Annotated in this window: 13 protein-coding genes; 9 read left to right on the forward strand and 4 right to left on the reverse strand. The window is 73.0% G+C overall.

The window, feature by feature from the left end:
* Nucleotides 1-315: 315 nt before the first annotated feature.
* Nucleotides 316-1,275 carry an ABC transporter substrate-binding protein gene (locus tag OHB09_RS26040; RefSeq protein ID WP_040896598.1) on the forward strand — a complete coding sequence of 320 codons (960 nt, stop codon included), beginning with the start codon at nt 316-318 and terminating at the stop codon, nt 1,273-1,275.
* Between the two features lie 16 nt (nt 1,276-1,291).
* On the forward strand, nt 1,292-3,067 hold the full coding sequence (locus tag OHB09_RS26045; RefSeq protein ID WP_328922618.1) for an aromatic amino acid ammonia-lyase: 1,776 nt from the start codon (nt 1,292-1,294) through the stop codon (nt 3,065-3,067).
* 47 nt (nt 3,068-3,114) lie between these two features.
* On the opposite strand, the gene OHB09_RS26050 is transcribed toward OHB09_RS26045, so the two are convergent.
* Nucleotides 3,115-3,930, reverse strand: a complete 816-nt coding sequence (locus OHB09_RS26050; RefSeq protein WP_006142837.1) for an SAM-dependent methyltransferase — start codon at nt 3,928-3,930, stop codon at nt 3,115-3,117.
* A gap of 114 nt (nt 3,931-4,044) precedes the next feature.
* The gene (locus OHB09_RS26055; protein ID WP_093594383.1) at nt 4,045-4,920 is read right to left on the reverse strand and encodes a helix-turn-helix domain-containing protein; all 876 of its coding nucleotides are present in this window, start codon (nt 4,918-4,920) and stop codon (nt 4,045-4,047) included.
* A gap of 348 nt (nt 4,921-5,268) precedes the next feature.
* On the opposite strand from OHB09_RS26055, the gene OHB09_RS26060 reads away from it, so the two are divergent.
* From OHB09_RS26060 to OHB09_RS26070, 3 genes are all read left to right on the forward strand, one after another.
* A complete protein-coding gene (locus OHB09_RS26060) occupies nt 5,269-5,883 on the forward strand; it encodes an ATP-binding protein (RefSeq protein ID WP_006142839.1) in 615 nt (204 codons plus the stop codon).
* Entirely contained in the window at nt 5,861-6,295 is a 435-nt protein-coding gene (locus OHB09_RS26065) for a hypothetical protein (protein WP_093594386.1), read from the forward strand. Before OHB09_RS26060 ends, OHB09_RS26065 begins: the two co-directional genes overlap by 23 nt.
* 79 nt (nt 6,296-6,374) lie before the next feature.
* Nucleotides 6,375-7,199, forward strand: coding sequence for a VOC family protein (locus OHB09_RS26070; protein WP_191852151.1), 825 nt, complete (start codon nt 6,375-6,377; stop codon nt 7,197-7,199).
* Here OHB09_RS26070 and OHB09_RS26075 read toward each other — a convergent pair.
* Both OHB09_RS26075 and OHB09_RS26080 read right to left on the reverse strand, forming a co-directional pair.
* Nucleotides 7,171-7,677: a DUF6114 domain-containing protein gene (locus OHB09_RS26075; protein WP_328922619.1), complete on the reverse strand. Its 507-nt coding sequence runs from the start codon at nt 7,675-7,677 to the stop codon at nt 7,171-7,173. The genes OHB09_RS26070 and OHB09_RS26075 overlap by 29 nt on opposite strands.
* Before the next feature lies 1 nt (nt 7,678).
* Nucleotides 7,679-8,347 carry a DUF6230 family protein gene (locus OHB09_RS26080; RefSeq protein WP_006142843.1) on the reverse strand — a complete coding sequence of 223 codons (669 nt, stop codon included), beginning with the start codon at nt 8,345-8,347 and terminating at the stop codon, nt 7,679-7,681.
* A gap of 631 nt (nt 8,348-8,978) precedes the next feature.
* Between OHB09_RS26080 and OHB09_RS26085 the strand changes: the two genes are divergently transcribed.
* The 4 genes from OHB09_RS26085 (at nt 8,979) to cyc2 (ending at nt 13,777) form a co-directional block, all read left to right on the forward strand.
* Nucleotides 8,979-9,650 carry a hypothetical protein gene (locus OHB09_RS26085; RefSeq protein WP_006142844.1) on the forward strand — a complete coding sequence of 224 codons (672 nt, stop codon included), beginning with the start codon at nt 8,979-8,981 and terminating at the stop codon, nt 9,648-9,650.
* A gap of 113 nt (nt 9,651-9,763) precedes the next feature.
* On the forward strand, nt 9,764-10,336 hold the full coding sequence (locus tag OHB09_RS26090; protein ID WP_040896513.1) for a hypothetical protein: 573 nt from the start codon (nt 9,764-9,766) through the stop codon (nt 10,334-10,336).
* Nucleotides 10,329-11,519 carry a damage-control phosphatase ARMT1 family protein gene (locus tag OHB09_RS26095; protein WP_167793740.1) on the forward strand — a complete coding sequence of 397 codons (1,191 nt, stop codon included), beginning with the start codon at nt 10,329-10,331 and terminating at the stop codon, nt 11,517-11,519. The genes OHB09_RS26090 and OHB09_RS26095 overlap by 8 nt, the downstream gene beginning before the upstream one ends.
* 107 nt (nt 11,520-11,626) lie before the next feature.
* Nucleotides 11,627-13,777 (forward strand): germacradienol/geosmin synthase Cyc2, encoded by a 2,151-nt coding sequence (gene cyc2 / locus OHB09_RS26100; protein ID WP_328922620.1) that lies wholly within the window; start codon nt 11,627-11,629, stop codon nt 13,775-13,777.
* The last annotated feature ends 82 nt before the right edge of the window (nt 13,778-13,859 follow it).

The following is a 13,859-nucleotide window of genomic DNA, read 5'->3' on the forward strand; positions in this document are numbered from 1 at the left end:
GGCCACACCGCTCCCCGTGGTCAACTCCGGTGAGACTACCGTCTCTTGTGATCGCGGACGGGCACGCTATGTCAAGAATCCGTTACAACCCCACCAGTCTCACCGGTGAACACTCACCACATCTCCACAACAAGTCACCCACAGAAGTCACCTGTTGACCGGAAGACACTTGACTACTCGAGAAGCGGCTGGATTGGATCAGTCAGGTGCGGTGCCGGAATGACGCGTACCGTCGTCCTCGGCATGTGCCCTGCGCGCTTCGCGCCCGTGTGGCCGTGCCGTCCTCCACCCTCCGCCCCCGAGCCCGGAACGGGAATTGTGACTACCGCGAAGAGCAGCAGGCCCAGTACGAGACGATCCGGAGCGGCGGCCATAGCGCTCGCCGCCGCCACGGCCCTCCTGGCGGCGGGGTGCGGCTCCGACGACAAGAGCGACGACCCGCTCGCGGGTGAGAAGTCGGGCGGCGACACGGTCGTCGTCGGCTCCAACAACTTCGCCGAGAGCATCCTCATCGCCGACATCTACGGCGAGGCGCTGAAGGCCAAGGGCATCAAGGTCAGCTACAAGCCCAACATCGGCAGCCGCGAGACGACCTACGGTCTGCTGAAGAACGGCTCCATCACCGTGCTGCCCGAGTACAACGGCGCGCTGCTGGCCTACCTGGACGCCAAGGCGACCCCGAAGACGGTCGCGGAGACCACTGCCGCGATCAACGCGAAGCTGGACAAGAAGCTCGAGCTCCTCGAGCCGGCCGCCGCGCAGGACAAGGACTCGGTCACGATCAACGCGGCCACCGCGAAGGAACACGGACTGACCGACAAGTCCACCATCGCCGACCTCAAGGACATCGCCCCCAAGCTGGTCATCGGCGGTTCCCCCGAGTTCCAGACCCGACAGCAGGGCCTCAAGGGCCTGAAGTCGGTGTACGGCGTGGAGTTCAAGTCCTTCAAGGCGCTCGACGCGGGCGGCCCGCTGACCCAGGCGGCGCTGAAGAAGAACACCGTCCAGGCGGCCGACCTCTTCACCACCGACCCGACCATCACCAAGGAGAAGTTCGTCGTTCTCCAGGACCCGGAGAACCTCTTCGGCTTCGAGAACGTCCAGCCGCTCGTCTACAAGAGCTCGGTCTCCAAGGAGGCCGCGGCCGCGCTGAACGCCGTCTCCGCCAAGCTCGACACGGCCGCCCTGCTGGACCTGGACGCGCAGGTGCAGCTCGAGAACAAGGACCCGCTGGACGTGGCCAAGAGCTGGCTGAAGTCCGCGGGCCTCGACTGACGCCGGACCACCGCTCGTGAGCACCACCGCGGACGAGCCGACCCGGGCGCCCTCCACCGAGGGCGCCCGGGTCGTTCTGGACGGGGCCGGACTGGACGTCGGCGGCGTGGTGCGGCTCGCCGACAACGATGCCGTGCCGGAGGTGACCGGCGAGGCGCTCGCCCGCGTCCGGCACGCCTGGGAGACGGCCGAGCGGCTGGCCGCGCGCGGCCGGCTCTACGGGCGCGGCACCGGAGTCGGCGCGCACCGGCAGGTCGCCGTCGAGGAGGACGAGCTGGCCGGCCACGGCCTGCGGCTGCTGCGCAGCCACGCGGGCGGCGCGGGCGCGGTGCTGCCCGCCCGGCAGGCGCGCGCGATGCTCGCCGTGCGCACCAACCAGCTCCTGGCCGGCGGCTCCGGCATTCACCCCGACTTCGTCGAGGCCCTCGCCGAGGCACTGCGACTCGGCGTCCACCCGGCGCTCACCGAGTACGGCTCCGTGGGCACGGGCGACCTCACCGCCCTCGCCCAGACCGGCCTCACTCTGCTGGGCGAACAGCCCTGGCTGGGCGGAACGCGGGAGGCGCCCGGGCCGGAGGCGGGCCTCCCGCGCCCGGCCGCACCCGCACGCGAGCCCGGCCGTCCGGCGCCGGACCGTGCCGCGGGGGAACCCCGGCCGCGGGAGAGGCACGGTGCCACAGGGCTCCCGTCGGAAACCCCTCGCCCCCCGCGCGGCACCGACGTCCCCGCCCTCCCCGGCGGCACCGGCACCCGCGTCGCCGCCCCTTGCACGGACGGCTCACCGATCCCCGTCCCGCGCCGCCCGCGCTCCGGCACGGGGGTCCCGCGGCCGAGCGCCGCCCCGGCGGGCCTGCCCGCGCCCGTCGCGCTGCGGCCCGGGGACGCGCTCGCGCTGCTCAGCAGCAACGCGCTCGCCCTCGGCCAGGCCGCGCTCGCCTGCCACGACCTCACGCTGCTGCTGCGGGCCGCGCACGCCGTGGCCGCGCTCTCGCTGCTCGCCGTCTCCGGCGCGACCGAGGCGTACGCCGCGCCCGTGCACGCGGTACGCCCCTACCCGGGGCCGGCCCGCGCGGCCGCCGAGGTGCGGCGGCTGCTCGCCCTGCCCGACCGGCCGCCGCCCGGCGGCGGACGGCGCATCCAGGACCCGTACGGTTTCCGCGCCTTCCCCCAGGTGCACGGCGCCGCACTCGACGCCGCCGAACGGCTGCGGCACGTCGTCGAGACCGAGATCAACTGCCCCACCGAGAACCCGCTCATCGCCCCCGACGGAACCGCCTACCACCACGGCGGCTTCTACGCCGCGCCCCTCGGTCTCGCCCTCGACGGGGCGGACCTCGCCCTGCTGGGCACCGCCCAGCTCTCCGCCGCGCGGCTGTCCGCGCTCGGCCGCGCCGACCTCACCGGGCTGCCCGCCTTCCTCGCCGAGGGACCCGCGGGCAGCTCCGGCACGATGATCCTGGAGTACACCGCGCACTCCGCCCTCGCCGAGCTGCGCGCCTCGGCGGCCCCCGCCTCGGCGGGCCACGCCGTGCTCTCCCACGGTCTGGAGGAGGCCGCCGGCTTCGCCTCCCAGGCCGCCCGCCAGGCCCTGCGCGCGGTGGAGGCCTACCGCACGGTGCTGGCCTGCGAGCTGGTCGTGGCCGTACGGGCGCTGCGGCTGAGCCCCGCCCCGCCGGACCTGTCGGCCTTCGCCCTCGCGTCCGCCGCGCTGCCGGGGGGTACCGAGGACCGTCCCCTGACGGCGGACGTGGCCGCGGCGGCGGACCTGCTGCCGCGACTGGCCCGGCTCTGACGTCCGCGCCGGCCGCGGCAGGGGGTGCCCCGGTCCGGGGCCGGTGGTCAGCCCTTGCGGGCCACCGCTCCGTACATCGCGATGTCCTCGTCCCTGATGCCCTGCTCGCCCGTGCCGTCCGGGTGCCACTTGTGGACCTGGACGATGCCGGGCTCGACCAGGTCGAGGCCCGTGAAGAACTCGTGCGCCTCGTCGATCGTCCGCAGCCGCATCGGCATGTTGCGCGCCGCGTACTCGCGGGCCACCCGTCCGACCTCCTCGGGCGCGAACTCGGCGGTGGCGATGGTCATCGCGAGGTAGCTCCCCGGCGGCAGCGGCTCCAGCAGCCGCCGCACGACCCCCACCGCGTCGTCCGCGTCCAGCATGAAGTGGACGATCGCGATGACCGTCAGGGCCACCGGCTGCGAGAGGTCGAGAGTCTCCCGCAGCTCCGGGGCGTCCAGAATGCTCCCCGGATCCCGCATGTCCGCCTCGACGTACGCCGTCTTCCCCTCCTCGGAGCTGGCCAGCAGCCCCTGGGAGAGGGTGAGCACGATCGGGTCGTTGTCGACGTAGACGACCCGGGAGGCGGGCGCCACCGACTGGGCGATCTCGTGCAGATTGGGGGAGGTGGGGATGCCGGTGCCGATGTCGAGGAACTGCCGGATCCCGGCCTCCTCCGCCAGCCATCGCACCGCGCGGTTCATCCAGTCGCGGTTGGCGCGCATGTGGATCGGGAGCGCGGGCCACTCCCGCGCCATCGCGTCGCCCGCCTCCCTGTCGGCCGGGTAGTAGTCCTTACCGCCCAGGATGTAGTCGTAGATGCGCGCGGAATGCGCGCTCTCGGTGTCGATACGGTCGGCAGGCCATCCGTTGTCGGGCAACGCGGCCCTCCCCTCACGTCGTAGGTGCAGTGGCAACGTGCACAGGAGACCAGGAGTTTCCCGGAACGCTCAAGTGCCCCGGGAAAACCCAAGTGCCCCGCGCGCCGGGCCCGTTCACAGATCCTTGCGGATGCCGCGGAGCACCGACTCCGTCCTGCGGGCCGGCGCAGCCTGTGCCCCGAGGCGGTCCAGCGCCTCGCGGTACACCACCACGTCCTCCCCCTTGTCCAGGTAGACCGCGCCCACCATGCCGTTCAGGTACACGATGTCCGGCAGCTCCCGCGCCCGGAACCGGAACACGTGGAACGCGCCCGTCCGCATCGCCGGGTGGGGGCCGTTGGCGAAGGGCATGATCTGCACGGTCACCTGCGGCAGCCGGTTGACCTCCATGAGGTGGTCGATCTGCTCGCGCATCACCTCAGGGCCGCCCACCGGCCACCGCAGCACCGTCTCGTCCAGCACCACCCAGACCCGCGGCGGCGTCGGCCGTGACAGCAGCTCCTGGCGGCGCAGCCGCAGCTGCACCCGCCGCTCGGTCGCCTCGGCGGAGCCGTGCGGGTTCCCCGCGCTCAGCAGGGCCCGCGCGTAGGACTCCGTCTGCAGCAGCCCCGGCACGATCTGCGGCTCGTAGGCGCGGATCTGCAGGGCCGCCTGCTCCAGGCTCAGATAGGCCGCGAACCAGTCCGGCAGCACATCCCGGTAGGTGTGCCACCAGCCGTGCTTGTTGGCCTCCCGGGCGGACTTCAGGAAGGTGTCGATCTCCTGCTGGTCGGTGACGCCGTAGGTCCGCAGCAGCTTCTCCACGTCCGGCAGCCGCAGCCGGGCCACCTTCGCGGACTCCATCCGCCGGATCGTCGAGTGGCTGACGCCGATCGCCTCGCCGGCCTCCTCGAAGGTGATCCCGGCCCGGGTGCGCAGTTCCTCCAGCTGACGGCCGAGGATCATGCGCAGCACGGACGGCGCTCCGCCCCAATCGGTCTCCGCGGTCACGCCACCCCCTCACGTCGGGATCCACCTCGGGCGCACATCGGTGTGCGGAGTCACAGTCTGTCACGATCGTCCACCCGTCGAGGGGCCTTGTGCCACACGAATTGCAATTTTCAACTTGCCGGTTGCGGGCCGTCGTTGGCAGGTGCCACAGTGTCCGTACCGTCAGGCATCGGCGAACGGCGACACGCGCAGTCCGGTGGGGGGACACGGGACTGCTGCCGGTCCCGTTCCGGCGCGGGCCGACAGGGCCCCGCCGCCGCGGCGGGCCACCTCGGACCCGCGACGACGTACGGGCGGCAGCGCACCGGCACCGTCCGCGGTGCGACGGCAGACGAAAGGCGAACGGCGATGGCTCCGCCCTCCTCCCCGCAGCCGTTGGGCCGGCCTCCGGGCTCCGGCCGGCCCGCACCCCGGGCGGGCATCTTCGGGCTCCCGGCCGCCCCCGCCTCCGTGGGACTCGCCCGCGGACACGTGCGCGGTCTCCTGGAGGACTGGGACTTCGACCCCGAGACGTGCGACAACGCCGTCCTCGTCACCTCGGAGCTGGTCACCAACGCGGTGATGCACACCGCGAGCGACCGCATCGTGTGCCGGCTGCGCACGGACGGTGACCGCATCCGCATCGAGGTCGAGGACGAGAGCCGCGGGCCCACCCTGCCCGAGCAGCGCATCTCCCGCCCCGACGACCAGGGCGGCCGGGGACTGATGCTGGTCGGGGTGCTCAGCAGCGACTGGGGCGTACGGGACAGCCCGTACGGGCCCGGCCGCATCGTCTGGGCGGAGCTGATCCCCGAGGGCCCCGACCCGGACCTCGACCAGGACCCGGCCCTGGGCTTCACCCCCGTACCGACCCTGGCCCCGGCCGTCACCTCCCCGGCCCCCTCCGCCTCCGTGCACGACATCCGGCCCGTCCCCCACCTGGCCGAAGGAACGCACCCGCATGAACCCTCAGCACACCCCTGACCCGTACCCCCGGTCCGGGCGGCACCCCGAGGCGCCCCTCGGTGTCCCCGGTCTCCTGATCCCCGAAGGCCTGTCCGGCGGACTCGGGCACGACGCGGTGGGCACCACGCCCGCGCACGGCAGACGGATCATGGAGTGCCTGCCCCGCATCGGCTGTGTCTTCGCCGACGAGCACCGCTGGTGGTGGGTCGTTCCCGCCGGGTCGCAGATCGGGGTGGCCTGGCCCTCCTCCACGCGTTACGCGGCCGGTGCGGCACTCGCCGGGCGGCGCGGCCCCGCCCCGGCCGGGCGGGTCCGGCTGATCCACCGGCCCGCGCACGACTCGCCCTACACCCCGCCGATCCCGCTGTACTTCCTCACCTGCCGTCTCGCGGGCATCACCCCGCAGTGGTCGCCGGCCGCCGTGGGCTGAACCGCCCGCCACGGGGTACCCGGAGGTTCCGGTTGCGCCCTGACGGAGGGGATGGCAGGACGGTAGGACCATGAGCCACATGAACCACATGAATCCGGCGAGCGCTGACAGCGACAGCACGCTCCCGCACGCGGTCGTCTCCACCGACTCGGTCTTCGGAGCGCCGTGCTGGGTGAGCCTGACGACCCGCGACCTGGAGGCCGCCGAGGCGTTCTACACGGCGGTGCTCGGCTGGACCTTCCGCACGGGCCGGCTCGGCGAGCGGTTCCGCACGGCGCTCGCCGGCGACGTGCCCGTCGCCGGCCTGGCCGCCGTCGCCTCGGTGTACCGGATGGCGGTCGCCTGGACGCCGTACTTCGCGGTGCCGAGCGCCGACGAGACGGTGGCCCGCAGCCGGGAGCGCGGCGGTACGACGGCGGTCGGCCCGCTGGCCTTCCCGCCGGGCCGCGCCGCCCTCCTCGCCGACCGCGACGGAGCCGCCTTCGGCATCTGGGAGGGGCAGCTCGCCACCGGCTGGGAGGAGTGGCGCAAGGCCGCCCCGGTCTCCGTCCGCCTGCACACGCGGGACGCCTTCGACGCGGCGATCTTCTACGGCGAGGTGCTGCAGTGGGCCGGCGGGGGCGAAGGGTGCTGCGAAGTGCAGTACGACGGGGCCGAGGTCGTCCTGCGCAGCGGGGGAGAGACGGTCGCCCGCATCCACTCCGGGGCGCTGGGCCAGGCCCCGGACCCGACGATCCGCCCCCACTGGCAGGTCCACTTCACCGTGGACGACCTGCCGGCGTGCGTGGCGGCGGCGCGGGCGCACGGCGGAACCGTCGTGCGGTGGGAGGACGGGGCGCGCGAAGCGGTCCTGACGGACCCCGACGGCGCGAGCTTCACGGTGCGGGAGGGGGCGGCGGAGTAGGGCCCCCGCGGGGTGCGGGGATCCGCACGGCCCCGGCCGGCGTCGCGGGCGCCGTGGCTCCCTCGCCCGCAGTGCCCCTCCTGTCCGCCCCGCTCCGGTCCCGCCGGAACAGCCTGCCGCGCGGCTCCTGGTCCGGCAGCCACCCGAAGACCAGGCAGGAGCCGACCAGCCCCAGCAGCAGTCCCACGAGGAACCCGCCCAGGTTCGACGTCAGCCAGGTGCCCAGCGTCGACAGGGCACCCACCAGCGAGTAGAACAACCGCTGCCCGGGGCTCAGCAGCGTCAGCACGCCGCACAGCAGCATCACCGTGGGCAGCAGGTATCCCGCCACGCCCTGCATGCCGACGTGCAGCACCACCTTCAGCGAGGCCTTCTCGGTGAGCAGGATCTCCCCGCCCCCCAGGGTCAGCAGTACTCCGCCCCAGAACGGCCGTCGCGCACGCCACCGGCGGAACCCGCCGTCACCACCGGCACCCACGTCAGCACCCGGAGTCGGAGAAGCGCATCCTCAGCCCCGGCAGCTTGAAGACACCCGCCGTCGTGGCGTAGTTGGTCTGCCGCAGGTTGTTGATGTGCACGGTGTCGGCCTGCTGCCCGAACACCCCTTTCTTGCCCTGTACTCCGGCCTTGTTCATGGTGCTCGCGTCGTTGCCGATCTCGATGTTGTCGAACGCCGCGTCGCCCGAGAGCTGGGTGGAGTCGGTGGTGAGATCGCGGGCCGTCACCTTGGTGTCCCCGCCGCCCGCCGTGATCAGCAGGTTCGTGCCGCCGAGGTCCACGCTCTGGCACAGCTTGGTGAGCGTCGCCTTCTTGATCGCGGAGGTGATGACCAGCACCTGCCCACCCGTGTCGCCGGCGTTGGGGTTGTCCTCCGTCATGGTGTCGAGATCACCGAACTGCTCGAATCCGGTGCCGTCGAGCTCGGTCGCGGTGACCGTGAAGGGCATGCCGGAGATGAAGAACTGCACGCCCAGCGCACCCTGGGCGGTCGCGACGATCAGCCCGGCGGCGATCGCGGTGGCGGGCACCGCCAGGACGGCGGCGCGGCGCAGGCGTACGCGCCCGCGTCCACGGGCCCCGGCGGACCCGTTGTCCGGGGGCTCGGGCAGGGCGGCCGTGCTTGCCGTGTGGTCCGAGGACGAGGCCATGTCTACTCCTGGGCGCAGTCAATGCGGGTAACCGAACCGGAATCACTGGCGCGTTGTCCTGGCGCGGACAGCGCCTGCCGCGCACGCCTCCTCCCGCCTCCCGGCGTGCTCGAGGGCTTGCTCGTTACGCGGCAGTAGCCTTCAAGGAAGTTACCGATGGTTACACCAAGGGGTCAAGAGAGCTGTGGCAGAAGGATGTTGATTGTGGTGATCATGTGTCGGGAACGCGCCGGCCGGCCGGGCCCCTGACCTGCGCGCACGCCCGGCGCCCCGAGAATCGCGGGTCGAACTGCCGCGCGCACCCTTGACGTTGACGGGTCGTCAGGCTTACAACTGCTCCTGTTTTCCTCCGGATCCGTGGCGCCGGATCCGTCCGCACGGCGCATGTCACTCTCCCGGCCCCGCCTCTCGGGGCGTCGGTGACACCTCTGTCCGCGCCGTGCGGTGCACGGATCCTTCACGGCGCACGATCCGCTCTTCCCACGGCACCGGCACGGCCCGCACTCTCCCCTCTCCGCGGTCCGGGTCCGGTCCGCCCTGCCGCCGCCGGCCCCGTCACGTACGGAGAAGGCGTCACGGGCCGGCGGCGCACACCTCGCACCTCTCCCCACCTTCGAGAAGAGGCATCCCCATGCGAACCACCCGCACCCGTACCCTCCTCGCCCTCGCCGGCGCCGCCACGGCCCTCGCCCTCGCCGGTGCCACGCCGGCCGGCGCCGCCGACAGCGTCCTCACCACCGGCGGCGCGGGCGGCGACGCCGTCGCCGTCGGCGACGTGCTCAACGCCTCGCTCGCCGGCGGCACCGCGGCCACGCTGTACTCCAGCGCCACCGGCACCAGCGGGGTCTCCTGCGGCTCCTCGGGCTTCACCGCCACCGTCACCGACAACCCGGCGGCCCCGGGCACCGCGACCGAGTCGCTGACCGGGCAGACCTTCGACGCGAGCAGCTGCTCCAGCAACGTCCTCGGGGTGACCGGGGTGACCGGCATCACCGTCGAGCACCTGCCCTACGCCACCACCGTCACCTCGGACGGAGCGGTGACCGTGACCCCGCCGGCCGGGTCCACCATCCAGACCACGGTGAAGCTGCGCACCCTGCTGGGCAGCATCACCTGCGTGTACCAGGCGCCGAGTCTGAACGGCACGGTGGACGAGGACCTGAACGGCATCAAGTTCAGCCAGCAGCACTTCACCAAGGTGTCCGGTTCCTCGCTGTGCTTCGCCAACGGCTACTTCACGGCGACGTACGCCCCGGTCACCGACACCTCCCAGCCGGGCTCCCCGACGGTCTACGTCAACTGACCCGGACCGGCACGCGGTTCCCCGCGCCCCGTCCACCGGGGCGCGGGGAACCGCGCGTGCGGCCGCGAGGGGGCGGCGGGGCGCGGACTCCTTCGTGCCGCTAGCGTGAACGGATGCCGAGTCAGACGTCCCCCTCGCCGGTGTGCCCCGGGTGCGGCGGGCCCGCCCGGTCCGTCGCCGACACCGTCGCGGACCCCGCGCCGCCGCACGCCGATGTCGCCGACCTCACCGACCGCCTCGCCAAGGCCCCCGCCGTCGCCTCCCGCGGCACGACCGCGCTGCACGCCGGTGAGGGCCTGATCATGGCCGGGGTGGGGCTCGCCCTCGCCCACGGCGGCCTCACCGGCCACGCCACCGTGCCCCTCGTCGGCGGGCTCCTCCTCGCCCTGATCGCCCTGGCCGGCACGGCGCTCGTCGTGCGCAACGAGACCCGCGGACGCGCCGCCGTCACCGCCGGGGAGGCCCGCGCCGAGGCGCTGTGGCAACCGGCGTACCACTGCCCCGGCTGCGCGTCGGTGTTCTGCCCCGGCGGCGAACCGTGGCAGGGTCGGCTGACGCCGGAGCAGTTCAGGAAACTGGTGTGGACCGAGGCGGGGTACGGCGGGGAGCTGGAGGAGGGGGCCCGTGCGGCCCTCGTCCCGCCCGGGACCCTCCCCCGTCCCCGAGGAGCGCAGGACCATGTCTGAGGCCGCCCCCGCCCCCGTGATCGTCAGCGACGACCCCGCCTCCTTCGCGCACGGTGTCCTCGCCGAACGCCATCCCGCGCTCGTCGCCCGCGTCCTGGACACCGTCCCCTACGGCCCCGGGGAGCGTGCCGCACTCACCGCGCTGCTCGACAACCACCTCAAGGGCGTCGTCGAAGCGCCCGAACCCGGCGCCCGCGACGCCGAGCGCTGGACGGAGGAGTGGGGGCTGCCCGAACACCTCGGCCGCTCCTGGTTCGCGGCGCCGTTCCTGTGGGCGGAGAGCTACTTCTACCGCCGCTTCCTCGACGCGCTCGGCTACTTCGGCAGCGGGCCCTGGCGCGGCGTCGACCCGTTCCGCCCCTTCAAGCGCGCCGAACTCGACGGGCCCGGGACCGAGGAGGAACTCGCGGCCCTCGACGCGCTCGCCGAGCAACCCCGTGAGGCGCGCGCCGCCGCCCTGCTGCACGGCTCCCTGTGGGGCAACCGCGCGGACCTCGGCTTCCGGCTCTCCGTCGAGAGCGGCCACGGTACGGGCGCGGCGGCCGGGGGCACCGGCGACGCCCGCCTCGTCGCCGACGACAGCGAGGCGCTGTGGTCGCTGCTGCCCGTCGGCACCCTCTGCCTGGTCGCCGACAACGCGGGACGCGAACTCGTACCCGATCTGCTGCTCCTGGACCACCTGCTGCGGCACGGCGAGGCCGAACGCGCGGTGCTGCACGTCAAACCGCACCCCTATTACGTGTCCGACGCGACCACCGCCGACGTCCTGGACGCGATCGAGCGGCTGCACCGCGCGCCCGGCGAGGCGGGTGCCGCCGGACGGCGACTGTGGTCGGCACTGGCCGGCGGCCGGCTCGTGCTGCGCGCCCACCCGTTCTCCTGCGCGCCCCTGCCCTACGCCGACATGCCGGAGGACCTGCGGCGCGAGTTCGCCGCCGCCGACCTCACCGTCCTCAAGGGCGACCTCAACTACCGCCGCCTGGTGGGCGACCGGCTCTGGCCGCCGACCACCCCGTTCGCCCGGCCGACCGCCTACTTCCCCGGCTCGGTGGCCGCGCTGCGCACCCTCAAGTCCGACGTGATCACCGGACTCGACCCGCACACGGAAACCGGCCTGGTCGAGACGGAGGGACAGCGCTGGCGCACCAGCGGAGCGCACGCGCTGATCCAAGTGCGCCCCTGAGGCGCTGCGCACCACCCCCGGCAACCCCCGCACCACCGCTTCACGCGATGGTGTGATCATGTTCCGCCGTCCGGATGCGCGGACGGGGCCCTGGGCAGGACCCGGCCATGACGCAGCCGTTCCACCTCCCGCACTTCTACATGCCGTATCCCGCGCGGCTCAATCCCCACCTCGACGAGGCACGCGCGCACTCGACCGCCTGGGCGCGCGAGATGGGCATGCTCGAGGGCTCCGGCGTCTGGGAGCAGTCCGACCTGGACGCCCACGACTACGGCCTGCTGTGCGCGTACACGCACCCCGACTGCGACGGCCCGGCCCTCTCCCTGATCACCGACTGGTACGTGTGGGTGTTCTTCTTCGACGACCACTTCCTGGAGCTGTTCAAACGCACCCAGGACCGCTCGGCCGGCAAGGCGCACCTGGACCGGCTCCCGCTGTTCATGCCGGCCGACCCCGCCACGCCCGTCCCCGAACCGCAGAACCCGGTCGAGGCGGGCCTCGCCGACCTGTGGGCCCGGACGGTTCCCGCGATGTCGGCCGACTGGCGGCGCCGCTTCGCCGTCGCCACCGAGCACCTGCTGAACGAGTCCCTGTGGGAGCTGTCCAACATCAACGAGGGGCGGATCTCCAACCCCGTCGAGTACATCGAGATGCGCCGCAAGGTCGGCGGCGCCCCCTGGTCCGCCGGGCTCGTCGAGTACGCCACCGCCGAGGTCCCCGCGCGGGTGGCCGAGTCCCGCCCGCTGCGCGTCCTGATGGAGACGTTCTCCGACGGCGTCCACCTGCGCAACGACCTGTTCTCCTACCAGCGCGAGGTCGAGGACGAGGGAGAGCTGAGCAACGGCGTCCTCGTCCTGGAGACGTTCTTCGGCTGCACCACCCAGGAGGCCGCCGAGAGGGTCAACGACATCCTGACCTCCCGCCTCCACCAGTTCGAGCACACCGCGCTCACCGAGGTACCCGCGCTCGCCCTGGAGCACGGCCTCGCACCGGACGAGGTCGCGGCGATCGCCGCCTACGCGCGGGGACTGCAGGACTGGCAGTCCGGCGGCCACGAATGGCACCTGCGCTCCAGCCGCTACATGAACGAGGGCGCCGTGGCCGCCCGCCGCCCCTTCGGCCTGCCCGCCACCGGAACCTCCGCCGCCGACGTACGCGGACTCCTCGCCGACGCCGGAGCCGAGCGGCTGCGCGCCTACACCCACGTCCCCTTCCAGAAGGTCGGCCCCTCGCGCATCCCCGAGATGCGCATGCCGTTCACGCTCCGGCTCAGCGAGCACCTCGACGGCGCCCGCGCCCGGCTCCTGCCCTGGACGCGGGAGGCGGGCATGCTCTCCGAGGGCGTCTGGGACGAGGACAAACTCGCCTCCTGCGACCTGCCCCTGTGCGCCGCCGGCCTCCACCCCGACGCCACCCCCGAAGCCCTCGACCTGGCCTCCCAGTGGCTCGCCTGGGGCACCTACGGCGACGACTACTACCCCCTGATGTACGGCCACCGCCGCGACCTGGCCGGGGCCCGGCTCTGCACCGAGCGGCTCTCGGCCTGCATGCCGGTCGACGGCGAACCGACGCTCCTCCCGGTCAACGCGCTGGAACGCTCACTGATCGACCTGTGGCAGCGCACCACGGCCGGCATGGACCGCGAGCAGCGTCGCACCATGCGGCGCTCGGTCGACGTCATGACGGCGAGCTGGGTGTGGGAGCTGTCCAACCAGATCCAGCACCGCGTGCCCGACCCCGTCGACTACCTGGAGATGCGCCGGGACACCTTCGGCTCCGACCTCACGAAGAACCTGTGCCGGATGGGGCACGCGCCCAACGTGCCGGCCGAGGTGTACACCAGCGGGCCGATCTGCTCGCTGGAGAACGCGGCGATGGACTACGCGGTCCTCCTCAACGACGTGTTCTCCTACCAGAAGGAGATCGAGTACGAGGGAGAGATCCACAACGCGATCCTCGTCGTGCAGAACTTCTTCCAGTGCGGCTACGCCGAGGCGGTGCGCGTCGTCGGGGACCTGATGAACCAGCGCATGGAACAGTTCGAGCACGTCTCCGCGCACGAACTGCCCATCCTCTACGAGGACTTCGCGCTCTCCCCGGAGGCGCGGGCGACGGTGGAGGGATACGTGGTCCAGCTCCAGAACTGGATGTCCGGCATCCTGAACTGGCACCGGAACGTGGACCGCTACCGGGCGGAGTACCTGGCCCGCAGGTCCCACGGCTTCCTCCCGGACCGCGGGCCCGCGCTGCCCGTGTAGGGCGTCTCGCGAGAGCGGCGCCGCCCGCCCGGTCCACCGCGCGCCCCCTCACGGGGCCCGGAGGCACCGGGCGGCCGCGCCG

Origin of the sequence: Streptomyces griseoaurantiacus, from assembly GCF_036189845.1 — a bacterium.
GTDB lineage: Bacteria > Actinomycetota > Actinomycetes > Streptomycetales > Streptomycetaceae > Streptomyces > Streptomyces griseoaurantiacus.

What these genes read in the sequence shown, in the direction of transcription:
- OHB09_RS26060 (WP_006142839.1), top strand. Translation starts at nt 5,269, where the DNA reads ATGGCTCCGCCCTCCTCCCCGCAGCCGTTGGGCCGGCCTCCGGGCTCC.
- OHB09_RS26065 (WP_093594386.1), top strand. Translation starts at nt 5,861, where the DNA reads ATGAACCCTCAGCACACCCCTGACCCGTACCCCCGGTCCGGGCGGCAC.
- OHB09_RS26070 (WP_191852151.1), top strand. Translation starts at nt 6,375, where the DNA reads ATGAACCACATGAATCCGGCGAGCGCTGACAGCGACAGCACGCTCCCG.
- OHB09_RS26080 (WP_006142843.1), bottom strand. Translation starts at nt 8,347, where the DNA reads ATGGCCTCGTCCTCGGACCACACGGCAAGCACGGCCGCCCTGCCCGAG.
- OHB09_RS26085 (WP_006142844.1), top strand. Translation starts at nt 8,979, where the DNA reads ATGCGAACCACCCGCACCCGTACCCTCCTCGCCCTCGCCGGCGCCGCC.
- OHB09_RS26090 (WP_040896513.1), top strand. Translation starts at nt 9,764, where the DNA reads ATGCCGAGTCAGACGTCCCCCTCGCCGGTGTGCCCCGGGTGCGGCGGG.
- OHB09_RS26095 (WP_167793740.1), top strand. Translation starts at nt 10,329, where the DNA reads ATGTCTGAGGCCGCCCCCGCCCCCGTGATCGTCAGCGACGACCCCGCC.
- cyc2 (WP_328922620.1), top strand. Translation starts at nt 11,627, where the DNA reads ATGACGCAGCCGTTCCACCTCCCGCACTTCTACATGCCGTATCCCGCG.